Genomic DNA, 24158 nt, shown 5'->3' on the forward strand with positions numbered 1-24158 from the left:
CAATAGGCCTCAGTGAACAGGCGTGAGTGCTGTATGAAAATTGCTGTGTTGTCGCGAAACCGTGAATTGTATTCAACCCAGCGGCTGGTGGAAGCCGCCGAAGCCCGTGGCCATCAGATTGAGGTGATAGACCCGCTGATGTGTTATATGAACATTAACCAGACCCGTTCGGCCATCCACTACAAAGGCCGTAACCTGGATGGTTTTGATGCGGTGATCCCCCGTGTCGGCTCCTCTATTACCTTTTACGGCACTGCGGTGCTGCGCCAGTTTGAAATGATGGGCGTTTATGCGCTGAACGAATCAGCGGCCATCAGCCGTGCCCGCGACAAACTCTGCTCCTTGCAACTGCTGGCCCGCGACGGCATCGGGTTGCCCATTACGGGGTTTGCCGACAAACCCGGCGATATTCCGGATTTGATAGATATGGTCGGCGGCGCCCCCCTGGTGATCAAACTGCTCGAAGGCACTCAGGGCATTGGGGTGGTGCTGGCCGAAACCCGCACCGCCGCCGAAAGCGTGATTGAAGCTTTTATGGGCCTCAACGCCAATATTCTGGTGCAGCAGTACATCAAAGAAGCCAATGGTGCCGACATCCGCTGTTTTGTGGTGGGCAATAAAATTGTCGCTGCAATTAAACGTCAGGCCAAAGCCGGTGAATTTCGCTCCAACCTGCACCGGGGTGGTACCGCCAGTCTGGTGAAACTCAGCGCTGCGGAAAAACGCACCGCCCTGGCCGCCGCCAAAAGCATTGGGCTGGAAGTGGCCGGGGTGGATATTCTGCGCTCCCACAACGGCCCTGTGGTGATGGAAGTGAATGCTTCTCCTGGCCTCGAAGGCATTGAAGGTGCCACCGCCATTGATGTGGCCGGTCTGATCATTGGCTACCTGGAGCACCAGGTGGAAAAACAGCAAAAACGCACAAAAAAGAGGACAGTCTGATGCTAAGCAGCCCTTCAGTGACCGACTTTGAGCTGGCCGGCAGCCGGATCAAAGCCGGCAGCCGTGCTGTGGTCGATATCCCTTTTGGCAAACTCTACACCCACACTGAGCTCAACATAGGTGCTCATGTGGTGCATGGTAAAAAACCCGGCCCTGTGCTGTTGGTCACGGCCGCTTTGCATGGCGATGAAATCAATGGGGTGGAAATCTGCCGCCGCCTGCTGAAAATTCCCAAGCTGAATCAGCTGAAAGGCACCTTAGTGGTGGTGCCTATCGTCAACACCTACGGCTTTGTGCAACAAAGCCGTTATTTACCCGACAGGCGCGATTTAAACCGCAGCTTTCCCGGCAGCGAAAAAGGTTCTTTAGGCAGCCGCATGGCCTGGCAGTTTACCGAACATATTCTGAAGAAAAGCCAGTATGTGATAGACCTGCACACTGGTGCCATTCACCGCAGCAACCTGTCCCAGGTGCGGGCCAGTGCCAAAGACAAAATGGCGCTGCAAATGGCGGAAGTTTTTAACGCCCCTATTATTGTCAAAGCCGCCAGCCGCGACGGCACCATGCGCGGCACCGCCAACAGTCTGGGTATTCCTATTATTCTGTACGAAGCCGGTGAAGCCCTGCGTTTTGACGAGCAGTCCATCAATATCGGCGTGCGCGGCATTCTCAATGTGATGCAGCATCTGGGCATGCTGACCGGCCGCAAAACAGCACCACGCACCCGCTCGCTCTTCACCAAAAAAAGCAGCTGGATCCGCGCTGAACATGACGGCATCGCCCGTTATTACGTGACCTTAGGCCAGGCCGTGCAACAAGGGGATGTGCTGGCGCATATCTACAGCCCCTACTCCGATTTTGAAGTGGCGGTCACCGCCAGCTTCAGCGGCATTGTGATTGGCCGTAACAACCTGCCACTGGTCAACGAAGGCGAAGCACTGTTCCATATCGCTGAGGTCAGCGAACTGGAAGAAGCCGAAAAAACCCTGGACGCCATAGTGGACGAAGTGGACGCCGCCATGCCACCGGTCTTGGGCACTGAAATTAGTTTGGTTTAACGCCCAAATTCAGGCAGTACAGCAGTTTGGCGTTGCAGCCAGCGTTTTTGGCCGGTAATACAATGTGTTTATGAGATGCCATGTTCACCACTACAATTCATGCGCATCACAAATACGCACAGAGTGACGTTATGAAAACCACCTTTAGCGCTCAAGCCCTGAATGTCCCCTCAAAAAGTGGGCCACAAATCTTAGCTTAAACAGTGAGTTACTTGCTGAAGCTAAGCGCCTTAATATCAATTTGTCCGCGACAATGAAAAAAAGCGCTGGAGAAAGAGATTTCCTCCAGATTAAAAGCTGAGTGGCTGCAGCAGAATGCCGCTGCTCTTCAGAACCTATTGATGCCCCATACGCTTCAAAGCGTGAAAATGCAGAAACCGCCTGTTGAAAGCCATAAAGACTAATTCTTGCCTTTGCATCCCCCACGAGCGGACATTTCGGTTGTCAGGCTTTGCCATTATGGCCAAACGCGCACCAAGGCAGGCAGAGGCTACTGGGTGCACAGGAAGGGGCCCGCCCTACCCAATTTGCTTTTGGCACAGGCTTTGCTCTTCTCCCGGGTAGAACAACAGCAGCGCAGGGGGGCACCTTTGCCGCTTCAGGGGACGGGAGAGCACATGAGTGAGTCTGCATTCAGGGATTACCAGAGCACAGCGGGGTGTTTTGACGAGCTGGTGGACAACGAGGGCCAGGCACGCCCTCAGGCCAGTGGCATCAGCCGCTTTATTCACCGCCATGGCCCCGACGAGCTCTGCCAAAGACAAGAGCTTTTAAATCAAACAATTAGCTCAATGGGCGTTTGTTTTACCCTGTATTCGGAGGGGCAGAATATCGACAGAGCCTGGCCACTGGATGTGGTGCCACGGACCATTCCTTACAGCGAGTGGCGGCAAGCCAGCGAAGGCTTAACCCAACGTCTGCGTGCACTGAATCTGTTTATCGACGATTTATACCACGAGCAAAAAATCCTCAAAGACGGCATAGTGCCCGCCGATTTGGTGCTGGATTCACGCAATTACCTTGCACCATGCCGGGGCATTTCGCCCCGTTATGGCGTGTGGGCCCACATCTGTGGCACCGATCTGGTCCGCGACAGTGACGGCCGCTTTCTGGTGCTGGAGGACAACCTGCGGGTGCCTTCGGGAGTGTCTTATATGCTGGAAAACCGTACCGTGATGAAACGGGTGTTTCCAGAGCTGTTTGCCGACTCCTTTATTTACCCGGTCGATGATTACCCGCATCAGCTGTGGCGAATGCTGGCCTCCTTGTCACCCCGTCAGGGCGAGGTGCCAACCATAGTGGTGCTGACCCCCGGTGTGTTTAATTCGGCTTATTTTGAGCACAGTTTTCTCGCCCAGCAAATGGGCGTGCCGCTGGTGGAAAACACCGACCTGCTGGTGCAGGACGATCATGTCTATATGAAAACCCTGCGGGGCCTGCAGCAGGTCGATGTCATTTACCGCCGGGTGGACGATGTGTTTATTGACCCGCAGGTTTTCAGACCCGATTCAGCGCTCGGTGTGCCTGGCCTGATCCGCGCCTGGGCCAAAGGTCAGGTGGCCATTGCCAATGCGCCGGGCTCAGGGGTGGCCGACGACAAAGTCATTTATGCTTATGTGCCACAAATCATTCAGTATTATCTGGGCGAGCAACCCAAAATAGACAATGTGCCGACTTACCTGTGCCTGGACGAAAAACAACGCGGCTATGTGCTGGCAAACCTCGATAAACTGGTGGTGAAACCGGCCAATGAATCGGGCGGTTACGGCATCTTAATCGGGCCCCGCGCCACTGAGCAGGAACGGCAGGCCATGGCCGGGCAAATTCGCGCCAATCCGCGCAATTTTATTGCGCAGCCAACACTGGCTTTGTCTACGGCACCCACTTTGTGCGACGGCGTACTGGAGCCCCGCCATCTGGACTTGCGGCCTTTTATTCTGCAGGGGGCAGAACTTTATTGCACCACAGGCGGCTTAAGCCGGGTGGCATTAAAACGGGGTTCTTTGGTTGTCAATTCATCTCAGGGTGGCGGCAGTAAAGACACCTGGATCATCAACGACGAGGTCTGAATTATGTTACTGAAATCACTCGACCATGTGTTTTGGTTAGGCCGTTACCTGGAACGGCTGGATGATACAGCCCGCCTGATCAATGCCACCAGTCAGTTACTGATCGACAGCCACAAAGACAGCCAGGTCAGCTGGCCTTTGCTGATTGAAGTACTGGGCGAAGACAGCCGGCAACTGCTGAGCACCGAAGCACCAGACCAGGGCTTCACCACAGAGCAGCAGGTCATGCAGGTGTTATTAACCAGCGCCGACAGTGCGCTGTCATTACGTTCTGTCAGCAGTGCGCTCAAACGCAATGCCCGCACCATCCGCCCCTTGTTGCCACGGGATATGTGGGAAGAACTGAACACTCTGGATTTATTTATTCAGGCCGAATGCGAAACCCTGCCCAGCCGCCAGCAGCGTTACCGGCTGATGACCGAAATTACCCGACGTTGCCAGATGGTGGTTGGGGTGCTGGATGGCACCATGTTGCGCTCGGATGCCTTCGACGCCTTTAACCTGGGGCGGCATCTGGAACGCGCCGATATGACCACCCGCATTATGGATGTGATGGTGCTGCAGCAGCTGCAACCCACCGACATCAAGCGCCCGCGCTTTCGCTGGCTGTCGGTGCTTAACGCGCTCGGCGGCGTTGAATCGTACCAGTACTATCAGGCGCAACATGGTGGCGACGCCGACGCCGTCGATTACCTGCTGGGGTACGCTGATTTCCCGCGTTCCATCCGTTACTGCCTGAACCGGGTGGCCGCGTCGGCGAAAGCCATGCCGCACAGCACCGCGATATTGCAGCAGGTCTGGTTGCTGCAGGACCTGATCCAGACCGAACAGCTGGGGGAGTTATCCACGGCGCAGCTGCACCAGCTGATTGATCAAATTCAGTCAGGCCTTATTCTGTTGCATCAGGTGATCCTGGCGGCAGGTTCAGTCGAACTGGCACATAACCTGGACCAGTTGACGGCATGAATAGGACGGTCAATGCACTGGACCAGTGGTGGGGCTCGCGCTCAGAGACCGAACAGGCCATGCTGCAGCAGGAGCTGAACCGCCAGTTGCAGGAGCTCAACCCTGCCGCACCGCCGCTCGGGCAGCTGTCGGCCCGGCCTTTGCTGCTAAGCCCCGACCAGTGGCACCCGCTACAACGGGGCCTGGCGCAGCGGCATCGGCTGCTCAATCTGGTACTGGCCGATCTCTATGGCGAACAACAACTACTGCGTCAGGGCCTGTTGCCCGCTGCAGAACTGCTGTCCAGCCCGCTGTTCCTGCTGCCCTGTCATCAGCTGCAGCAAAGCAACAAGCCCTGGCTGAGCTTGTTTTCCATTGAATTGGGCAGCACATCCGATGGCCGCTTTTTTGTCAGGCAGCAACACAGCAGCCCGCTTGGGTTGGGTTTGGTGGTTCAGCACCGCCTGGCCATGAACCAGCTGCAGCTGCCCGGCAAGCACTTGCCCAAACGGCTGCATCTGGCGCAGTTTTTCCGCGATTTAAAGCAATTACTGCATGACACAGAGAACAATCAGGCCCAAGGTGGACTGCTCTGCGCAGGTAAAGCCGACCCGTTTTACGCCGAGTTGAATTTTTTGGCCGGTTATCTGGATTTGCCTTTGCTGCAAAGCGCCGATCTGATGTTTAAGGATGGTGCCTTGCATTTAAAAACCGTGACAGGCCTGAAACCGCTGCATGCCTTGTTGTGCGCACTGCCCGATGCAGAGCGGGATGCACTGGAACTGAACCACTCCGGCCTCGGCCCTGCCGGCTTGGTGCAAAGCATCAGGCAACAGCAGCTCCAGATGATCAACCCGCCCGGGGCCAGCCTGGTGCAGCACCCGTTGCTGCAGGTATTTCTGCCTCAACTTTGCCGGCATTTATTGGGCGAAGAGCTGCTGCTCCCTGCCCTGCCCTGTTACTGGGGGGGGCAGCACGAGTTGCCATCCAGGCTTGAGCCAGGCTGCCAGCTGTATCAAATCAGCAGCCATCGCTTACTGCACTGGTCTGAGCTGGACAGTACTGCCCAGCAGGCCTGGCGGGAACAGCTGCAGCTGCAGAGCGCCGATTTTGTGCTGTTTCAGTCGCAGCCAGGCACGGAGGGAGATGCCCCACTCAGTCTGCAATTGTTCAGCCTGGATCAGCAGGGACACATTTCTGTGCTGCCCGGCGCCCTGGCTCAACAACAGGGCCAGGCTGACAGCCCACTGTACCGCGATGTCTGGTTTGCAGGCCAATCGGCCGATCAGCAAAGTCTGTGGCGACCAGGGCGGCAGCATGTCCGGCTGAACCGCAGTTCAGGGGTGTTACCCAGCCGGATCGCCGATCATTTATTTTGGCTTGGCCGCTACAACGAACGGCTGAACCTGATGAGCCGGGTCGTGCGTCAGCTGGTCCAGATGGCGGTGCTGGAACAAAGTCTGGCCACTGCGGACAGCCGGGCCTTGCTGCAATTTTGTCTGTTTGCCAATGGCGCCACAGCTTTAACAGCACCTAAGCAGGCCGCCAACTGGCTGCAGCACGGTCTGGCGCAGCTGTGCAGTCCTACGGCGCCGGGCAGCCTGCCAAAAGCGCTCAGCGCAGTACTCTACAACACAATGTCGGTGCGGGAATACATCAGCGAAGACAGCTGGTACGTGCTGGAACAGTTGCAGCGCCAGAGCTGGTCCGCCGAAACCCAATGGCAACCTGCCGCCCTGGTTCGTCAGTTAGACCAACTGTTGCTGTTGCAGACCGCTATCTATGGCATGAACAATGAAACCATGACCCGTACACCCGGCCTGAATTTTCTGCAGGCTGGCCAGCATCTGGAACGGGCGCTGCAAATGAGTCACTTATTGCAGAGTTGTTTTTGTCAGCCCCAGAGCATCAGCGCCAGCCTGCAGGAGGCCTTGTTGCGGCTGACCGATACTCAGGTCACGTACAGACGCCGCTATGGCTCTGAACTGCATCCGCTCGCAGTGCTGGATTTATTGCTGCTGGACGACAGCACCCCCCGTTCTGTCTGTTTTGGTGTCAGCCAACTGGAAGGCTTGCTCAGCCTGTTGCCCAGCAATGACGGACAAAACAGCCATAGCCTGGCCTTACTGCAACAGCTCAAATCCTTCTTCGGTCTGGAAGCCGACGTGCTGTTGACGGCAGAGCAACAGGCCAGCCCGGGGCTTAAATCCATGCTGTTCGAGCTGCAACAGCTGCTACGCCAGCTGTCGGAGCAAATCACTCACAGTTATTTCAGTCATGCAGAACCCAGCTGGCGCTGGCAGCAGTGGTGAGAGAGCCGATGAAAAGTTATCAGATCCGTCACCTGACCCGATACCGATACCAGCATGCGGTGGCCAACAGTTACAACCTGTTATGCCTGCAACCCCTGTCTGACCACAGGCAACAGCTGCGTCAGTTCAATCTGACCATAGACCCGCAAACTGCGCCACTTTATGAACAGCAGGATTGGTTTGGCAACCATAAACAACTGCTGCATCTGCCACAAAGCCATCAGGGGCTTTGTGTGGTCGCCAGCTCGGTGTTGCAGGTCAGCACTGAAGCTGAACGACATTATTCTGAGCGCCCCTGGTCCGAAGCTCTGGTGTCTTCGGTGCCTGCCGCCATGGCGGATCTGCAGGCCTGCCTGTGCAGCAAAACCAGCCCCATGTTGCCTCAGCTTGCCGGATGCAGGGCCTTTATTCAGCCACTGGCCGCCCCCGATTTATCGGTGGTGCAACTGGCAGCGGCCTTAAGTGAAAAAATCTACCGGCAATTTGACTATGATCCAGGCTTCAGCAGTGTCGCCACGCCGCTAACCGAAGTGCTGCACCATAAAAAAGGCGTCTGCCAGGATTTCGCCCATCTGGCGATTGCCTGTCTGCGCAGTCTGGGGTTATCGGCCCGTTATGTCAGCGGCTATCTGGAAACCGAAGCGCCACCCGGTCAGCCAAAACTGACCGGGGCTGACGCCTCCCATGCCTGGTTTGAAGTCTGGTGTCCGGACAGCGGTTGGGTCGGGTTCGACCCAACCAACAACCTGCAGCCCAATGGTCGTCACCTGGTACTGGCACGGGGCCGGGACTACAGCGATGTGGTGCCTCTCAAGGGTCTGGTACTCGGCCATGGCGACCATCAACTTGAGGTTGAGGTGGATGTCATGCCAATTCCGGCGGAATTCAGTTAAGGTAGACCGACAAGAACAACGACTGAAATAAACATAAGGACAACGGATGAAACTGCATGCCTCCACCTTACGGCTGTCTGTGCTCCTGCCGGCACTTTTTTGCAGCACTGTACTGCAGGCCCAACACCTCAATGAAGCCATAGCAGCCGATTACCAACAAAACCTGAAGGGGTTGTTTGAACACCTGCACCAAAACCCTGAACTGTCTTTTATGGAATTCAACACCTCGAAGCGGCTGGCTGAAGAGCTGACCGCTTTGGGGTATGAAGTAACGGCCGGCGTCGGCAAAACCGGGCTGGTGGCGCTGTTGAAAAACGGCCCGGGCCCTATGGTGATGATGCGTGCCGACATGGACGCCTTGCCGGTCGAAGAAAAATCCGGTTTGCCGTATGCCTCTAAAACCAAAAGCAAAGACTGGTTTGGCAAAGAGGTGTCGGTGATGCACGCCTGTGGCCATGATATGCATGTCACCAGCCTGGTCGGCACGGCCCGCCAAATGGTGCGCTTAAAAGACCAGTGGTCTGGCACCCTGATGCTGATAGGCCAGCCGGCGGAAGAGTACACGGGTGGCGCCATTGGCATGCGCAACGACAAAATTTACCAGCGGTTTGGCACACCGGACTATGCGATGGCGCTGCACGTGTCCAGTGAAATTGAAGCTGGAAAAATAGTGGCAGTGGAAGGTTCGCCTTTTTCCGGCGTCGATTCTGTTGATATTGAAATTCCTGGCATTGGCGCCCACGGTGCCAGCCCGCACCGGGGCAAAGACCCGATAGTGCTGGGGTCACAGATTGTGCTGGCCCTGCAAACCATTGTCAGCCGCGAAATAGCCCCGAAAGAGCCCAGCGTCATCACAGTGGGCTCCTTCCATGGCGGCTCCAAACACAACATTATTCCGGATTCAGCCCATCTGCAGCTGACGGTGCGCAGTGACACGCTGGAAACCCGCGAGCAGTTGATTAGCGCCATAAAACGGGTGGCGGTCAATATGGGCCGGGTGGCGGGCCTGCCGGAAGACAAACTGCCGAAAGTCACAGTGGACCCACAACCGACACCACCGACCATCAACGATATTCCGCTGACCCAGCGCCTGAAAACCCGCTGGACCGCGCATTTTGGTGCCGATATTTTTGATCAAAAATTCAGACGCCTGGGCATGGGGGCGGAAGACTATCCGTTTTTAATTCAAAACCCGACTATTCCCTCTGTGTACTTCCAGATAGGCGGCACCCCCAAGGCCGACTTTGACGCCGAACGTCAGGGGGGTGCTGCGGTGCCCAGCCATCACAGCCCTTTGTTTAAAATCAGCCCGGAACCAGCGATCCGCACTGGTGTAGAAGCCACTGTGGTCGCCATGCTGGAACTGATGCCAAAAACCTGAGCAGGTGTGCAACAGCATGTTACAAAATCGGGTTCACCTGACCGCCAAAAAGCGTTAGGCTGAACCCTGTTGTTTCACCCGTAAGCACAACTAAAAATTGCACCATTCAACATGGCATAACAAAAAAAGGAAATTCAACGTGCGTAAAACCCTTATCGCCCTGGCCGTCACCGCACTGGTCAGTGGCTGCAACCCAGCCCAGGAAAAAACCAGCACAGAAACCGCGGCACCAGCCGCTGCAGCACCGGCAGAAAACACGGCGGCGGCTCAGTCTGAATCAGAGCGTCTGAACCAGTGGTTTGAAACCAAATATGAAGAACAGCTGCAAATGAGCCCGCTGCAAATGACCTTTTTGGGCCGTAAAGATAAAAACGACCAGATTGATGAGGTCACCGAAGCGGCAGAAGACCAGCAACTGGCCTGGCATGCCGCCACAGTGGAGGAGCTGAAAAGCCAGTTTGACTACAACAAACTGGATATGGAAGCCAAAACCTCCTACGACCTTTGGATTTACCAGTACGAGCAGGCCCGCGACGCGGCCGCCTTTCGGGTAAATACCTATGTGTTTAACCAGATGCAGGGCATTCATGCCTTGTTGCCACAAATTATGATCAACTTCCACAAAGTGGATGAAGTGGCCGATATGGAGGCCTATATCAAACGTCTGGGCGGTATTGCCAAAGCCATTGCCGAGCTGCAGCAACGGGCGGCCAAATACGCCGAAGCTGGTGTGCGGCCACCCCGTTTTGCCTATGAAGGGGTGATTGAGCAGGTGAACAATCTGCTGACCGGCGCGCCTTTTACTGAAAGCGACAAAGACGCTCCGCTGTGGGCAGACGCCAAAAGCAAAATCGACAGCCTGAAAAAAGCCGACAAACTGGATGACAAAAAAGCCGAACAACTGCTGGCCGACGTGAAATCGGCACTGACCACCCAGTTCCAGCCGTCGTACCAGGCACTGTCTGCGTTTTTAACCAGCGAGCTGGATAAAACCACCGTCAACCCCACTGGTGTTTCCACTCAGCCCAACGGTGTGGCTTATTACAACCACCGGCTGAAAAACTCCACTACTACCTCATTAACGGCGGAAGAAATTCACCAGATTGGCCTGAATGAAGTGGACCGCATCACCAAAGAAATGATTGCGATCAAAGACCAGGTTGGCTTTAAAGGCGACTTGCAGGAGTTCTTTAAGTTTATTAAAACCGACTCGCAATTTTTCTACCCGGACACAGACGAAGGCCGCAACGCTTACCTGAAAGACTCCGAAGCTTACCTGGCCTTTATTGAGAAAAAACTGCCCGAGTACTTTGGCATTCTGCCCAAAGCGCCGCTGGTCGTAAAACGGGTGGAAGCTTTCCGTGAACAACCGGGTGCTGCCCAGCATTATTTCCCTGGCACTCCGGATGGCAAACGTCCTGGCATTTATTACGCGCACCTGTCTGATATGAAGCAGATGCCAAAAAATGAAATGGAAGCCATTGCCTATCACGAAGGCAGCCCGGGCCACCATATGCAAATCTCCATAGCGCAGGAGCTGAAATCGGTGCCAACCTTCCGTACTCAGGCCGGTTTCACCGCCTATGTCGAAGGCTGGGCTTTGTATTCTGAAGTGCTGGCCAAAGAAATGGGCGCTTACCAAAGCCCATACACCGATTTTGGCCGCCTGATCACCGAAATGTGGCGTGCCGTACGTCTGGTGGTGGACACCGGCATGCACGCCAAAGGCTGGACTGAACAGCAGGCCATTGACTACTTCAAGGCTAAAACCCCAGTGGCCGAAGGCGCTGTGGTGTCTGAAGTACGCCGTTATCTGGTATGGCCTGGCCAGGCCACGGCCTACAAAATCGGTATGCTGAAAATCCTCGAACTGCGCGCCAAAGCCAAAGAGCAGTTGGGCGATAAGTTTGATATCCGTGGCTTCCACGACACAGTGCTGGGTGGTGGAGCCCTGCCACTGGATGTGCTGGAAAAACGGGTGGACAACTGGGTAAACAGCGTTAAATCGGTTTAAATACCGGCCCTGCCACTTCGTAAAAATGGCCCCTTTGCGGGCCATTTTTTATTGCTGTTTTACCAGCCTATGGAGTTGTCCCTGTAAAAGAATCAGTGTTAACATCATTTCTCATTTGAAATTTTATAAGGACATAAAATGCGTTTTTCATTACTTGCCGCCAGCTTGCTGTGCAGCACTCTGGCTCAGGCCGACTTATTGGATGCCCTGAAACACTATGAACTCAAAGACTATGCCAAAGCGCAGGCTGAGTTCACTGCGTTGTTGCCGTTGGGCAACGAACTGGCCGCCTTTAACCTGGCCGCTATGCACCATAATGGCGAAGGCACTGCCGCCGATCCGGTGAAGGCGATGGCCTATTTTCAACTGGCGGACCAATTGGGTGACAGCAGAGCGGCAGGTATTATCAGCAAATTATCGGCCAGGCTGTCAGCCGGAGAGCAGCAGCAAGCCGCCACGCTGGCCAGCCAATTGCTGACACAAGTGCAGATCCGGGAGCTGGATCCGAAGGAATCCAATAAAACCGAATTTCCTGAGGCGATTAAGCGTCAGGAGCCTCAGTACCCCGAAGAGGCGGCCCGAAGAGGACAGTTTGGTTATGTCGTAATCCGGTTTATCGTCGATGAAGAAGGCAAAGTACCAGTCGCAGAAGTTCTGGGCTCTTACCCGGATAAAGTCTTCGACCGCAACTCGGTCCGTGCATTAAGGCAGTGGCAATACGCCGCCACAGGTAAAAAACACCAGGCACAGGTTCTGCTGACCTATAGCCTGGGGCCGGTCTCCGAATCGAAGGTGAATAAGATCATCAAGGAACATAAGTTGCTGGATTATGCGATCGCCGGTTCTCCGACCCACCAATATGCGCTGGGTTCATTGCTCGACCTGGTGACCAGCAGTTCGTATTACTATGTAGATATTGACAAGCAGCTGCCGCTGGATCCAAATCAGGGGCTCCCTTCTGAACTCTATAACACCAAACGAAGTCTGTATTTCACAGCTGAACTGCCTGGTTTTGCCGGCTATGCGGAAGTCAGCGCCAATGCCGATGGCATCATTACCAAGGTGCTGAGCGCGGCCAACCAGGACCTGGCAGAGGTATCACAACAGCTGGTGGGAAAATCACTGGGCAACAAAGCCACGCAAGGGGATTACCATCTGTCGGCCCAACCAGGTAAAGATGCACGGGTGCAGCCTATTATGACCTTGTCGCAACTACACAGCCCCAGTTATTGGTGGGGCATGGCCGCCAAAAACGGCAATCTGGACGCACAACGTCGATTAGCGGCTTTCTCCGGGCAGTGGGAAAACTACCTGCTGCAGCAAAACGACCCGCAGGTGCAAACCTGGTCTGGGGTACGGCAGATCTTAGAAGGGGATAAAGCCGCAGGTCAGTTGTTACTGGACAAAGCCATAGCGCAAAAATACGCAACGGCGGCAGAGCTGAAAGCCGCCCTGTAAGCGCTCTGCAGACAAAGGCCAGCTCCCCCTGGCCTTTTTGTTTTCATGGCTGACCCGCTAACGACTGCTGACTTCCTGCTGCAGTTGCTCCAGGCTTTTGCCACGGGTCTCTATACCATGGCGTTTCAGCTCCAGCGCGGCACAGACCAACGCGATAGCAATGGCCAAAGCCGAATACCCCAGCTGCTCAAACCAGCCCAGCACCCCGACACCGGCACCGAGAATACCACCAAATTTTGAGCTGGCGGCGATCAGGCCAGAGCCGGCACCACGCAGCTCCACCGGGTAAATTTCGGCGGCATAAGGGATCAGCATGGCGATCACTCCGCTGGCACTGACCAGCAGTAGAGCAATGGCCACAGACAAGGCCGTTGGCTGATACAGTTGCCAGAAATCAAAGGCAACAAAAGCCATCAGCGAAAAGGCGGTCAACAATAAAAACAGCAACAGGGTTTTGATGCTGCTCCAGCTGTGGTACAGCCAAATCACCACAAAAACAGCAGGCACAGCCATCAGGGCCGATTTGGCGATAATAGCGCTGGCTTCTTTGGCCAGACCCAGCTCGCCCAGATTCACCGGCAGCCAGAGCAGAAAACCGAAGTTCACCAGACCCCAGGCAATACCTGCCAGCACCAGGCCAATGCTCAGTCCTGCATAAGGCCCTTGCCATAAGTCCTGAAAGCCAGCCTTTTTGCTGTCGGCCTGCACTTCGGCCACCACATGGCTGTGGCCCTGTCCGTCGCTGCCAAAACGGGCCAGCACCGCCCTCGCCTGCTGCTCAAGCCCCTGACTTGCCAGATAACGCGGCGATTCGGGCATATAACGATTCAGAAAAATCAGCAGCAAACCTGTCGGTAACCCCAGCAGCCATAACACCCGCCAGCTGAACATTGGCTCGAGCACGGCGGCAGAGCCAGCCGCCACCAGGTAACCGCCGGCAGTGCCTATGCCCCCCAATGCCACCAGCAACCAGCCGCGGTGCGCTGCGGGTATGGTTTCAGCCATCAGGGTAAAAGTAATAGGCAACAAGCCCCCCGCCGACATGCCCATTAAAAAGCACATGATCAGGTTCCACTCAAAACTTGGCATGGCACCACAAATAGCGGTGCCGATAAACATCAGTGCCGACAACAAAATAGCAGCCCGGCGGCCAAATTTATCCGCAGCTATGCCCCAAAGCACTGAACCGACCGTAGTGCCTGTTAAAGCCACCAGTGCCAGAGTGCCTGCCGTTTTGCTGTCAATTTCATACTCGGTCTTCATACCGGGCATCACGAAGCCCAGCGTGGCGGGTTTCATCACATCCACGACGACAGCCAGCAGCAGCACCAGCACCAGAGTCCAGTGCTCTTTGTTCAGTGGTAACTGATCAGCAACATGAAATTGCAGCGTACAGCCGCCTTGCTGGCGCAACTGCGCCATACGGGGCATCAGGCCATAGGTTGCCAGCAACAGACCAAAAGGAATAAGCCCCATACCAATCAACATGTTGGTGTCCATCGGCATGCCCACCATCTGGTAATTCATATGCACCGAGTGCATAAACATGGGGACATGGCCAAGCACACCTAAGGTAATGGCCAGGCAGCCCAACCAAAAGGCCACCGGATGATAAAACTGTAAACCAGCGTTGTGAGACATCTGTTATTCTTGGTTCAAATGAAAAACGCAGTGTAAAACAGCTGCTTATTGAATACAAATGGCCCTGATTCAGCCAGGGTACAGTTTAATTTGATCAGACTGGCATTGGCCGTCAAAGACCTTATCAGGATGCGAAATTGGTTATGCGTGTTGCTTTGTGCTCTGTTGTATTTGTGGTGTGCAGCCTGACCAGTCAGGCGGCTGAACTGGTGTTTGTGGCCGATTTTGACAAAGACCATCAGCCCTTAACCATTCTGGCCGGTTGTCAGCCTGATCAAAGCCAGCCCAAAGCCGGACCCAGCGCCTTGTTATGCCAGAATGGCAGCAGCGCCCTGGTCAGCCGTCAGCCGGTTGCCGAAGCCGGTTTAATGGAGTTTTGGGTTAAACCTGAAACCGCCTTTACCAGCTACAAAATTAATGTGCTGAGCTCACCTTCTGTCAGCGTGGGTGCCCAGTGGCAACAAATTGGCCTGATTGAAATGAACCCCGGTCAGGAGGGGTATACCGCACACCGGCTGTCGATTGACGACCCGGGCCGCAAATACATCCGGCTGGATATCGAAACCCAACACGGCACCGTGCTGCTGGACCAGCTGAGCATTCAGCGCATTTTGCTCGACACCGCACTGCAGAAAAACGAACAACGTATTATCAGCGGCATTCTGGACAAGCTGCAGACCAATCAGAATTACGAGCTGAAAAAAGAAGCCCTGCTGGGTCTTGGCAAAAATTACGCCGCTCAGCTGGAAACCCAGCGCCAGTACCTGGAGTATGCCAACGGTATTTATTCCGGCATTACCTTTGTGCTGGCAGGCTCTGAGCGTAATAAAATGTCCAACCCTATGGCCTACAGCTCCTTCCGCACTATTCTGGCCGACGCCAAAAGGGTCAGCTCACCATTGCAACAGGCACGGCTGAATTCCATGGTGAAACCCTTCAGTGATTTGGGCACCGCCACCTTAACAGTGGTCAGCGGCGGTTTGTATGCTGCTTTTGCTGAACCTTTTAAATCCTTTTTAGCGACGGCTTTTGACCGGTCCAATTATGACAATGCCGATTTAAGCCGCAAAGACCGCAAATTTGCTGAAGAAAACGGCCTGAAAGTGTATGAAAAAGCCGAGCAGTTTTTAACCGAGCTGGAAAAAGAACTGTTGCAGGTGCAGCAACTGGAAAGCGACCTGCAGGCCATGCAGCGGCTGGTGGACAGCTTCCGCAAAGATTTGGACAAACACCTGCGCGACTACGTGCAGCATGCCGGTCTGGCCCGCACCCAGGAAAACTACAGCCGGGTGATGAGCAAAGAGGAGCCGGTGCGCGCTAACATTGCGGATGAAGTCAGCAGCTCGGTCAGCAACAGGGCTGTGGCGCTGCTGAACAGCAACGATTCGACTGAACTGATCCAGTACATGCTGAAAACCTCAGCCCAGCTGGAAGGTATGCAGGAATTTAAAGAGCGTTTTAACCAGATCACCTCCGCCGCTATTACCTTCTACGACAAGTTCGAAAGCTCAGTCGCCAGTGAGAAAAACCCCTTTACCGACGCCAAAGACAAAGCCGCCTGGGAAGCACACGCACAAAAAGCACGGACTTATATTCGTCAATCGAAAGAAGCCTTTAGTCGAGCCTATATGTGATGCATCTGCGGGTGCGCATTGTCGCGCCCGCATTCAATACAGGTCACAGCGTAAATTCCCAGCTAAAGCTAGACAAAAGCAGGCCAATGCCCGATGTTATTTAGAGGAATTCCTTAACAGAAAGCTTTGCGTATGGCCTGGTTCAAATTCATTGCAGCTGTGGTGGTTGGGCTTGTATTTGGCAGCCTGCTTAATATGCTGTTTGTCAGCCTTAACGGCCCACTTATCCCCTTACCTGAAGGTGTGGATATGACGACGCCGGAGGGGATCAACGCGGCGATGCCGCTGTTGCAACCTATTCATTTTCTGATGCCATTTTTGGCGCATGCAGGTGGTACGCTACTCGCTGCCTTTATCGCCGTTAAACTATGTGCTGGATATAAAAAAGCGGCGGCAGCCTTGGTAGGCAGCCTCTTTCTCTGCGGTGGACTAATGGCCGCAACACTGATCCCCGCCCCCACCTGGTTTATTGTCGTCGACTTGTTTGCGGCCTACCTGCCTATGGCCTGGTTAGGTTATCGCCTTGCTGTCAGAACAACAGAAGGGCTACCAGGGTAGGTAGTTTTACGGTTTGGCAATAATCACGTCATACTGCATCAACTGCGGCACCCGTTGTTGCAGTTGGCTTTCAATCTGATCCAGTTCCGTCAGACGTTGACAGAATAACGCCGACTTTTCTTCCAGCTCGCCGGCTTTCTGGTCCAGACCGGCATTGATCTTACTGACCAGCTCTCCCAGCGGCTGCCAGCTCGGGCTTTCGGTCCGCTCAAAATTGTCATCCGTCTGCCGCAAGGCATCCTGCAATGCTTCCCAGACGGCCCCAACCGTCTGTTTGGCTAAGGTTTTCAGTTGATGTTTCAGCTCGCCGTGTAAAAATGAATCCAGCTCATGCAGGCTTTGTGGGGCCAGATAAAAATGGTCGCCACTGCGGACAAAACGGGAGGTTAACTGGTAGGTCGACTCGCGGATCAGTTGCTGCCATTCTTCCTGTTGCGAACTGTCACCAATGCCGGACAACATATTTTCAATGGCACTCAGTCCCAGCTCCACACTGTCCACCGCAATGCTGACCACTTCAGGCACAAATTTACGCAACAGGTGCGAATAACGTTGCAGCAACTCCTGCTCTGCCGGGGTTAAGGTGACCCATTCCCCCCGGATAAACAGCTGCCTGTCATGGTTGATCTGAAATACAGTGCGGTTGCTGCTTTGCACCCGGATTTGCTCAGGCGAAATCAAAATACCATGCCGAAAGGCCATAGCGCATTCATTGGCCCAGCCCGGGCAGCTCAGGATCAGACAGAACAAGACACACCAACGCACTGGTTTTACTCCTCTTCGTTGCAGCCCCGAGCTTAACGGAAGCGGGCATGAAAAGCAGCCTGCCTCAGCGCACGGCAACAGGTATTTATCGCCTGTTACTCGTCGCTGAAGCGAACCAGCCGCACATACAAAGGTGTGTTTTTGGTTTTCAGGTTATTTTTGCCACTGTACATGGCAATAGCAAACGCCTGATTGGCTTCATTCGCGGCGGTAGTCCCAGTCCAGATATTCTCACTGTTGGCCCCAGGAAACAGACTCAGTCGCAGCGCCGGATCGACACAGCCTCTGTTGATAATGGTTTGTACTTCTTTGGCATTGGGCAATCGCCAGCTGGTGTAGCCGCCTAAATCCTGACGGGCACTTTCGAGCAGCGCATCGGCCCAGGTTAATTGTTGCGGGTTACCGGTACAGCTTTTACTGCTGCTGTCCCAGGTCTGTCCAACCAGACAGGCAGACCAGAGCAGCCGGGTTTTGCTGTCCAGTACTGTACCGTCGCTGTTCAGCGTCAGATGGCTGAAATCCACCCCAACTTCAATATTGTCATAACAAATCTGTGCTGCCTGCACAGAGAAACTCAGACTCAAAGCCACCAGTATCAATTTCATACCGCTCTCCTAAGGGGTTCTGACCAGGCGAATATAAGCCAGTTGAGACGCTTGTTTCGGCAGACTGTTGTCGTTGCCATTCTGGTTATTAAACACCCAGGTGGAGATGCCGCCACCGCCTTCAGCGCTGGTTTCACTGGTCCAGTAATACAAATTGTTTTGCAGGCTCAGTGCGGGTTCATAACGAAACAAAGCCGGATCGAGCAAATGGGCCTGACCCCGGCGGCTGAAATCCGCCAGCGACATCAGTTCCACCAGCGTCGGCATACGCCAGTTGGATCCCCCGCAATACACAGCGTCGTTGACTTCATCAATGTAAGTCTGGGTACCGCAGTCTGTGTCACTGGGACAACTGCTGTTTGCTGCGGCAGCCTCCCCAGCCTCTCCGCCGTTGCCCGGCGCCGGATTGACGTCACTGTACCTGTTATTCGCTGCTCTTAAGGTGGTATTGGGTGCAGCCGCCAGCACAGGCTCCTTCAGCTCCCAAATCAGGCCCGTCACGTTGTCGCGGACGCAGGAGAACTCCGAAGCGTCGTCCGACACCTCGTCACCATTTTCATCGAGTTTGGTAAAATCAAAGGCATGTTCACCCCGACCAATTTTGCGCAGGTAAGGGATCACAGAATCCCGGCCATGCTCTGCATCCTGACGCGGCAATGCCGCATTACCGCAGGGAATTTCAGCACTCTGATCGTAACAGCGGGTCATTCCCGTATCCGGCAGACTGCCAAGCACAGCGTTCACTATCGATACCACCACAGTATCAGCGGCCTGGCGCAGCGCACTGTCAGTGACCGTCAGGCGCAGTTCAACTTCAGCACTGCCCGCCACGTCAGGTGCAATAAAGCTCGCCTGGCACTGGCTGGCATTTTGCAACACCACCGTCTGTCCCCTCACCTGGCTCCAGCTGCAGCTGTAGCTGGCAGAGCTGCTTTGCGACGCCCGGCCATCCAGTTGCACCAGCGAAAACTCCCTGACCTGCTGATCGGCCCCGGCATTGGCATACACAGTGCTGCTGCTGGCCCGCACCGGTACTTTAATTTCTGTACTGTGGCTGCCGTTTTCATCGTCTGTCACTGTCAGTTTAAAACCAAGGTCCGTCGCTTCGGTGACCAAAGGGGCGATAAAACTGAGCTGTTTACTGCTGGCGCCGGTCAGGGCCACAGTGGGGCCGGATAACTGTTGCCAGCTGTAGCTGCTGATGCTGCCATCGGCATCCGGATCATAAGAAGAGGCAGCAGACAGTTCCACCTGCTGACCGAGAGCGACAGGAACAATAGAAGGTTTGCTCAGTTGTGCCACAGCAACAGGCAAGGTATTTACGGGTTTAATGGTCACCTGCACTTCGTCGGTCCTGACCAGTCCGGTTGGGCTGGTGTAACTGACCTGAAAGGCCAGCAGCAGGTCGGTTTTAGTCACAGGCGCGGTCAGCCTCACACTGGCCGTTGAGGCAGGCATACCACTGAGCACAGTGCCGGTCAGTTGGCGCCAGCTAAAGCTGCCGCCTGTCGGATCCGCCACCGCAGTCAGGGTAAAACTATTGCGTTCGTTCACACTTTGGTCTGCACCAGCATTGACACTGGCCAGTTCGGTCGTGGAGCCTTCGTCTCCTCCACCACCGCCACAGGCCGGTAGCAGAGCACTCAGGCTCAGCACTAATACCAGGGTTTTCAGCTTCATTCAGTTCTAGTCCTTTGCACCGGCCAACGTCGAAGCGTCAGCGCATTGACACCTTAGATTCAGACCACGAACGAAGCAATAATCAGACCAGAATTCAATCTGTAAGAAGAGTTGCGGGTGTCAGATAAAGGCTTCGACCACCACGCCCTGATCAGTCAGGCGGATGCGGGACGGGCCGTACTCCCTGCGGGTACGGGTCAGTTCCTGACCTATCTGGCATTCCACACCCGTAAAGAGTTTTTGGCGGGCTTCGACCGCCACAGCCAATAATAACTGGCGGCGATTTTCTTCCAATTGCTTGATGTCGGCTATAAAAGCGGCAGCAATACGCCGCTGTTCCTCGTAATCTTTGACCATAGCGGTCAGTTGTTCCATCACAGCCGGCGAGCGTTCCATCTGTTTCATTTGCTCAACATGCTGCCTGATCTCTTCCATTTCTGCTTTCAGTTCAAGCAGGGTATTTTTCAGCACAGCCTGCTTTTCAAGGATCGGATCCATCAGTCGGTTAAGACGGATTTTCAGCTGACTGCCTGACAAAGCGCCTAATTCACCACACTTCAGATGACTGCCGAGGTAATAATTCCCACCGACAATTTTGCCATTGATTTTGTCCGGCATCCCGGCCAACACTTCGGCGGCCTGCACATCACAGTGCAGCAGTTGTTTGGTGGCATTCAGCAGCCCTTCGCATTCAAACTCGGTATATTGCGCCAGCGTGCACTGAATATTGCCTTTGGCCCGGATCACGGTGCTGAGTGCAGAACCGGTTTCATCATTGATTTGATGGCCTATCACGGCGCCGCCAATGCTGACATCGCCTCCCGACTCCAGCAACGTTCCTTCAAAAACCCCTTTGACGAACACATTGCCGCCAGCCACCACCTTCATTGATTCGGCCACATCACCGTTGATGACCACTGCACCTTTGAAAATAATATGGCCGGTGCTGGCATCCACTTTATTAATCACAAAGACTTCATCAACAGTGACAGCGGCTTCCAGCAAACGGGGCATACCATCCCGGCTGGCCAGCAGCAGGCTGGGGTCTTGTGGGCTGACTTCAGCGCCTTCACCGGCCCCCCAGGACTTTTCCTGACCATCCAGCGCCTGCAGCGCTTTGCCGGTGACCGTCATGCCTGGTTTGCCTTTGGTCGGCGGTAAACGCCGCATCAGCACATCGCCGGTTTTGACCGAAGCAATCACGCCAAAATCGCGTAAATCGACTTTCCCCTCACTTTGTGCCACAGGTTTACGGATCCTGTTCCCCATGTCACTGATCAGCGGTTCAAATACCGAGTCTTTGCCAGATTCAGCCTCGCGGCCTACGGCAATAGTGGCGCGCACTTTGCTGCCAGATTCAGCGCGGCTGGCATGTGCAACCAACTGCAGTATCTGTTCTTTTTGAAAACCGTAAACAATACCGGCTTCCTGTCCGGCTTTAACCACGTCGTTGGCAGAAACGTGTTGGCCACCAAAAGCAGCAATAATTTCGGCGACAGCCGACATGGTATCGTCTGACACCATAATGTTCAGAATGGCCGGTTTGCGCTGAGCCACCTTGTATTTCAGGATATAGCCTTCGCTTTGCAGCTGTTGCTTGATTTTTTGTTGGATTTGTTTGTATTCAGTGACCAGATTCGTCAATTGATCAAGCAGCAACAGACAACGGCCATAACCTGCCTGCTCCAGTTGCTCTTTGATGGTGGCATCACTGATGTCAGTCAAGGAGACTGGTATTTCGACAAATACCAAATCGTCTTTCAAGCTAAACTGACAAGCAATGGCTTCTAGCATAAAGGTCCTACAACCAGAAAAACTACCTGCTGTGACAGGCAGTTCTGTGTTTAACAACCGGACTCAGCAGAGGATTAAATGTAGTTTTCCTGGTGAATACGGATAAACAAATCTGTGCCTACTTTGCTGTAATCAACTTTATATTCTTTATTATTCAGTGCCTGTACAAACAACAGGGTTTTGCATTCGCTGAACACATCACTGCTGGAAATATCCACCAGTTCAAGGTAGCGGGATTTTGCTTCCGCTTTATTGGCTGGTAATTCTTCATTAAAAATTTTCACCCCATGACGGGTGGCAACAACAACAGGGTCATTTGTGTCATTCACAATCACTAAATCCACTTTTTTTTGCTTATGGATTAATGTGTTACGACCACTAACCAGAAAAGGCTTTTCGTAATTATTCATAACAACTTACCGTGTACTCACTTATTTTTTCACCGCCATTATGATACAGCAGGATGCAGGTGTCTAGGTGACTGTATTCTCTGAATATTGTAGCCGAAGCTGATTGATTGTCCGGCAAAAAATCTGCGGGTTTTCACTCAATGCATTCAGAGGAATATAGAGTTCAAAACCAATCAGTTGTCTGAGCGTCTGCATACGCTGACCAAACATACCAATCACCCCTTTATACACCTTCCCTTCCACAAGACAAGGGTTGGTTTCCATAAAAAAGGCCGACGGACATTGCCCGGTCGGGCAATTCTGACCGACCGCACTGAGCAACAGGTTGCGTTGTTCCATCAAAAGCGCCACCGCCAGACGCGGGCTCAGGCGTGATAAAAACGGACTTTGTTGCTTCAGGCGGATGCCAACATAAGCCAGCTCCTGGCCATTGAGCTCGGGCACTGTGACCAGCCCACATTCCTGCCAGGGCAACACCCAGTTGCCTTTGCGATGAAAAAACGTCAGCCCCTGCTCGGTCGCTTCCAGCACCAGCCATGGTTCCGTCAAACGGGCATAAGCCAAAACCAGGGCAATCAGGCAGACCAGCAGCAACATAGCCCAGGCGGTGGCAGGCAACAGCTCACGAAATGCCGCGAGCGCCAGCAGCCACAGCAATAACAGACCAGAGGACCAGAGCAGCAAACTGGCGCCACCTTTGGCGGTTTTTGCCTGAAACTGCAGCGGAGTCATGCGGTGTACCACCAATAAAATAACAACATCGCAACAGTCCACAGCACTAAAAAGCGCATATTCAGGCAAAACTGACAGGGTTTATCTGACATTCTCTCTCCAATACGACCAATACCTGAGTCACTGCGATAACAGGTCATACGCAATGGCTATTCTTCCCTACAATAGCCCTGCTTAATAAAAACCAACAGAACTATACAAAAACGGAGTACAAGTGGTGCAAAAAAACTCTCGACTGATTTGGTTATTACTGATTGGAATGGCTGCATTTATTGGCTTTTTAGCGTTCAAAAATCAACAGGTAGCGCCAAAAGCCGCGGCCACCAACTCAGCTGTTCAGGTGAAATCTCAGGTTGCAGAGTTGAGCAATTTAAAACGTCAGGTGCAAAGCCTGGGGACAGCTCTGGCCAACGAATCCATCCAAATTGTCAGTAATGCCAGCGATTACATCACAGTGCTGAATATTAACGAAGGCCGGGCCGTCGAAAAAGGCGCTTTACTGGTGCAGCTGCATGACGTGGAAGAGCGGGCCAGGGTGGCAGAGCTGACAGCCCAGCTGACCGAACAAAAACGTCAGTTGGACAGATTAAAAAACCTGACCCGCACCCAGGCCTCTGCGCAGTCTTTACTGGATGAACAACAAGCGAAAGTAAACACCACACTGGCGCAGCTGGATGCAGTTAAAGCCCGGCTGAATGATTTGGCCATCAAAGCGCCGTTCAGTGGTGTACTGGGTTTACGCCGGGTCAGCCAGGGGGCTTATGTCAGTGCCGGCACCATACTGACCACACTCGATGATTTAAGCCAGATCCGCATTGAATTCAGTGTGGCTGAACAGTATCTGGCCCAACTGCAGCCTGGTATGCAAGTCAGCAGCAGCAGTGTCGCCTACCCCGGCGAGGAATTTGACGGCACCATCAAAGCCATTGACACCCGTCTGGACCCGGTCAGCCGTTCCGTCAGGGTACATGCCATGTTGCCCAATCCCGATCACAAATTACGCCCTGGTATGTTGCTGACCGTGAAAGTGACACTGGACGAGCAGCAGGCCATTCAAATTTCCGAAAAAGCCCTGGTGCCCCTGAAAAACAAACAGTATGTCTATGTGATTCAGCCGGACAACACCGTCGTTCAGACCGAAGTGGAAATTGGTCAGCGCTTGCCCGGTATGGTCGAAATCAGCCAGGGCCTGACACCGGGCCAGCAGGTGGTGATTGAAGGCACACAAAAACTCCAGACAGGTTCGTCTGTGACTGTGGTGGAGTAA

19 protein-coding genes are annotated in these 24158 nt (G+C 54.0%); 12 read left to right on the forward strand and 7 right to left on the reverse strand.

What is annotated here, in order from left to right; all coding sequences use genetic code 11:
* Window positions 1-33 precede the first annotated feature (33 nt).
* The 9 genes from rimK to WKJ04_RS02180 all read left to right on the forward strand — a co-directional run bounded on the left by rimK (window position 34) and on the right by WKJ04_RS02180 (window position 13072).
* Window positions 34-942: a 30S ribosomal protein S6--L-glutamate ligase gene (gene rimK, locus WKJ04_RS02140; protein ID WP_337878899.1), complete on the forward strand. Its 909-nt coding sequence runs from the start codon at window positions 34-36 to the stop codon at window positions 940-942.
* Entirely contained in the window at window positions 942-2000 is a 1059-nt protein-coding gene (locus tag WKJ04_RS02145) for a succinylglutamate desuccinylase/aspartoacylase family protein (RefSeq protein WP_337878900.1), read from the forward strand. The genes rimK and WKJ04_RS02145 overlap by 1 nt, the downstream gene beginning before the upstream one ends.
* A gap of 617 nt (window positions 2001-2617) precedes the next feature.
* Window positions 2618-4069, forward strand: coding sequence for a circularly permuted type 2 ATP-grasp protein (locus WKJ04_RS02150; RefSeq protein ID WP_337878901.1), 1452 nt, complete (start codon window positions 2618-2620; stop codon window positions 4067-4069).
* 3 nt (window positions 4070-4072) lie between these two features.
* Complete coding sequence (locus tag WKJ04_RS02155; protein WP_337878902.1) at window positions 4073-5035, forward strand: alpha-E domain-containing protein; 963 nt, start codon at window positions 4073-4075, stop codon at window positions 5033-5035.
* Window positions 5032-7326, forward strand: coding sequence for a circularly permuted type 2 ATP-grasp protein (locus WKJ04_RS02160; RefSeq protein ID WP_337878903.1), 2295 nt, complete (start codon window positions 5032-5034; stop codon window positions 7324-7326). Before WKJ04_RS02155 ends, WKJ04_RS02160 begins: the two co-directional genes overlap by 4 nt.
* A gap of 8 nt (window positions 7327-7334) precedes the next feature.
* A complete protein-coding gene (locus tag WKJ04_RS02165) occupies window positions 7335-8219 on the forward strand; it encodes a transglutaminase family protein (protein ID WP_337878904.1) in 885 nt (294 codons plus the stop codon).
* A 46-nt stretch (window positions 8220-8265) separates the two neighbouring features.
* Window positions 8266-9600, forward strand: coding sequence for an amidohydrolase (locus tag WKJ04_RS02170; protein WP_337878905.1), 1335 nt, complete (start codon window positions 8266-8268; stop codon window positions 9598-9600).
* Between the two features lie 139 nt (window positions 9601-9739).
* Entirely contained in the window at window positions 9740-11614 is a 1875-nt protein-coding gene (locus tag WKJ04_RS02175; protein WP_337878906.1) for a DUF885 domain-containing protein, read from the forward strand.
* A gap of 138 nt (window positions 11615-11752) precedes the next feature.
* On the forward strand, window positions 11753-13072 hold the full coding sequence (locus WKJ04_RS02180) for a TonB family protein (RefSeq protein WP_337878907.1): 1320 nt from the start codon (window positions 11753-11755) through the stop codon (window positions 13070-13072).
* Between the two features lie 57 nt (window positions 13073-13129).
* Here WKJ04_RS02180 and WKJ04_RS02185 read toward each other — a convergent pair whose 3' ends face one another.
* Window positions 13130-14713, reverse strand: coding sequence for an MFS transporter (locus WKJ04_RS02185; RefSeq protein ID WP_337878908.1), 1584 nt, complete (start codon window positions 14711-14713; stop codon window positions 13130-13132).
* Window positions 14714-14856: 143 nt separating this feature from the next.
* On the opposite strand from WKJ04_RS02185, the gene WKJ04_RS02190 reads away from it, so the two are divergent.
* Window positions 14857-16347, forward strand: coding sequence for a hypothetical protein (locus WKJ04_RS02190; protein WP_337878909.1), 1491 nt, complete (start codon window positions 14857-14859; stop codon window positions 16345-16347).
* Window positions 16348-16479: 132 nt separating this feature from the next.
* Window positions 16480-16905, forward strand: a complete 426-nt coding sequence (locus WKJ04_RS02195) for a hypothetical protein (protein ID WP_337878910.1) — start codon at window positions 16480-16482, stop codon at window positions 16903-16905.
* A 6-nt stretch (window positions 16906-16911) separates the two neighbouring features.
* Here the strand turns inward: WKJ04_RS02195 and WKJ04_RS02200 are convergent, their stop codons facing one another.
* From WKJ04_RS02200 to WKJ04_RS02225, 6 genes are all read right to left on the reverse strand, one after another.
* Complete coding sequence (locus tag WKJ04_RS02200) at window positions 16912-17670, reverse strand: DUF2884 family protein (protein WP_337878911.1); 759 nt, start codon at window positions 17668-17670, stop codon at window positions 16912-16914.
* Between the two features lie 95 nt (window positions 17671-17765).
* Window positions 17766-18275, reverse strand: a complete 510-nt coding sequence (locus WKJ04_RS02205; RefSeq protein ID WP_337878912.1) for a DUF1566 domain-containing protein — start codon at window positions 18273-18275, stop codon at window positions 17766-17768.
* A gap of 9 nt (window positions 18276-18284) precedes the next feature.
* On the reverse strand, window positions 18285-19955 hold the full coding sequence (locus WKJ04_RS02210; protein WP_337878913.1) for a DUF1566 domain-containing protein: 1671 nt from the start codon (window positions 19953-19955) through the stop codon (window positions 18285-18287).
* Window positions 19956-20075: 120 nt separating this feature from the next.
* Window positions 20076-21749 (reverse strand): FapA family protein, encoded by a 1674-nt coding sequence (locus tag WKJ04_RS02215; protein ID WP_337878914.1) that lies wholly within the window; start codon window positions 21747-21749, stop codon window positions 20076-20078.
* 74 nt (window positions 21750-21823) lie between these two features.
* The gene (locus WKJ04_RS02220; protein WP_337878915.1) at window positions 21824-22159 is read right to left on the reverse strand and encodes a hypothetical protein; all 336 of its coding nucleotides are present in this window, start codon (window positions 22157-22159) and stop codon (window positions 21824-21826) included.
* Window positions 22160-22222: 63 nt separating this feature from the next.
* Complete coding sequence (locus WKJ04_RS02225) at window positions 22223-22891, reverse strand: DUF2982 domain-containing protein (protein ID WP_337878916.1); 669 nt, start codon at window positions 22889-22891, stop codon at window positions 22223-22225.
* A gap of 217 nt (window positions 22892-23108) precedes the next feature.
* On the opposite strand from WKJ04_RS02225, the gene WKJ04_RS02230 reads away from it, so the two are divergent.
* The gene (locus WKJ04_RS02230) at window positions 23109-24158 is read left to right on the forward strand and encodes an efflux RND transporter periplasmic adaptor subunit (protein WP_337878917.1); all 1050 of its coding nucleotides are present in this window, start codon (window positions 23109-23111) and stop codon (window positions 24156-24158) included.

It is taken from the genome of Rheinheimera sp., assembly GCF_037442345.1.
In the GTDB taxonomy this organism is placed as follows: domain Bacteria; phylum Pseudomonadota; class Gammaproteobacteria; order Enterobacterales; family Alteromonadaceae; genus Pararheinheimera.

What these genes read in the sequence shown, in the direction of transcription:
- rimK (WP_337878899.1), top strand. Translation starts at nt 34, where the DNA reads ATGAAAATTGCTGTGTTGTCGCGAAACCGTGAATTGTATTCAACCCAG.
- WKJ04_RS02145 (WP_337878900.1), top strand. Translation starts at nt 942, where the DNA reads ATGCTAAGCAGCCCTTCAGTGACCGACTTTGAGCTGGCCGGCAGCCGG.
- WKJ04_RS02150 (WP_337878901.1), top strand. Translation starts at nt 2,618, where the DNA reads ATGAGTGAGTCTGCATTCAGGGATTACCAGAGCACAGCGGGGTGTTTT.
- WKJ04_RS02155 (WP_337878902.1), top strand. Translation starts at nt 4,073, where the DNA reads ATGTTACTGAAATCACTCGACCATGTGTTTTGGTTAGGCCGTTACCTG.
- WKJ04_RS02160 (WP_337878903.1), top strand. Translation starts at nt 5,032, where the DNA reads ATGAATAGGACGGTCAATGCACTGGACCAGTGGTGGGGCTCGCGCTCA.
- WKJ04_RS02165 (WP_337878904.1), top strand. Translation starts at nt 7,335, where the DNA reads ATGAAAAGTTATCAGATCCGTCACCTGACCCGATACCGATACCAGCAT.
- WKJ04_RS02170 (WP_337878905.1), top strand. Translation starts at nt 8,266, where the DNA reads ATGAAACTGCATGCCTCCACCTTACGGCTGTCTGTGCTCCTGCCGGCA.
- WKJ04_RS02180 (WP_337878907.1), top strand. Translation starts at nt 11,753, where the DNA reads ATGCGTTTTTCATTACTTGCCGCCAGCTTGCTGTGCAGCACTCTGGCT.
- WKJ04_RS02185 (WP_337878908.1), bottom strand. Translation starts at nt 14,713, where the DNA reads ATGTCTCACAACGCTGGTTTACAGTTTTATCATCCGGTGGCCTTTTGG.
- WKJ04_RS02190 (WP_337878909.1), top strand. Translation starts at nt 14,857, where the DNA reads ATGCGTGTTGCTTTGTGCTCTGTTGTATTTGTGGTGTGCAGCCTGACC.
- WKJ04_RS02195 (WP_337878910.1), top strand. Translation starts at nt 16,480, where the DNA reads ATGGCCTGGTTCAAATTCATTGCAGCTGTGGTGGTTGGGCTTGTATTT.
- WKJ04_RS02205 (WP_337878912.1), bottom strand. Translation starts at nt 18,275, where the DNA reads ATGAAATTGATACTGGTGGCTTTGAGTCTGAGTTTCTCTGTGCAGGCA.
- WKJ04_RS02210 (WP_337878913.1), bottom strand. Translation starts at nt 19,955, where the DNA reads ATGAAGCTGAAAACCCTGGTATTAGTGCTGAGCCTGAGTGCTCTGCTA.
- WKJ04_RS02215 (WP_337878914.1), bottom strand. Translation starts at nt 21,749, where the DNA reads ATGCTAGAAGCCATTGCTTGTCAGTTTAGCTTGAAAGACGATTTGGTA.
- WKJ04_RS02220 (WP_337878915.1), bottom strand. Translation starts at nt 22,159, where the DNA reads ATGAATAATTACGAAAAGCCTTTTCTGGTTAGTGGTCGTAACACATTA.
- WKJ04_RS02225 (WP_337878916.1), bottom strand. Translation starts at nt 22,891, where the DNA reads ATGACTCCGCTGCAGTTTCAGGCAAAAACCGCCAAAGGTGGCGCCAGT.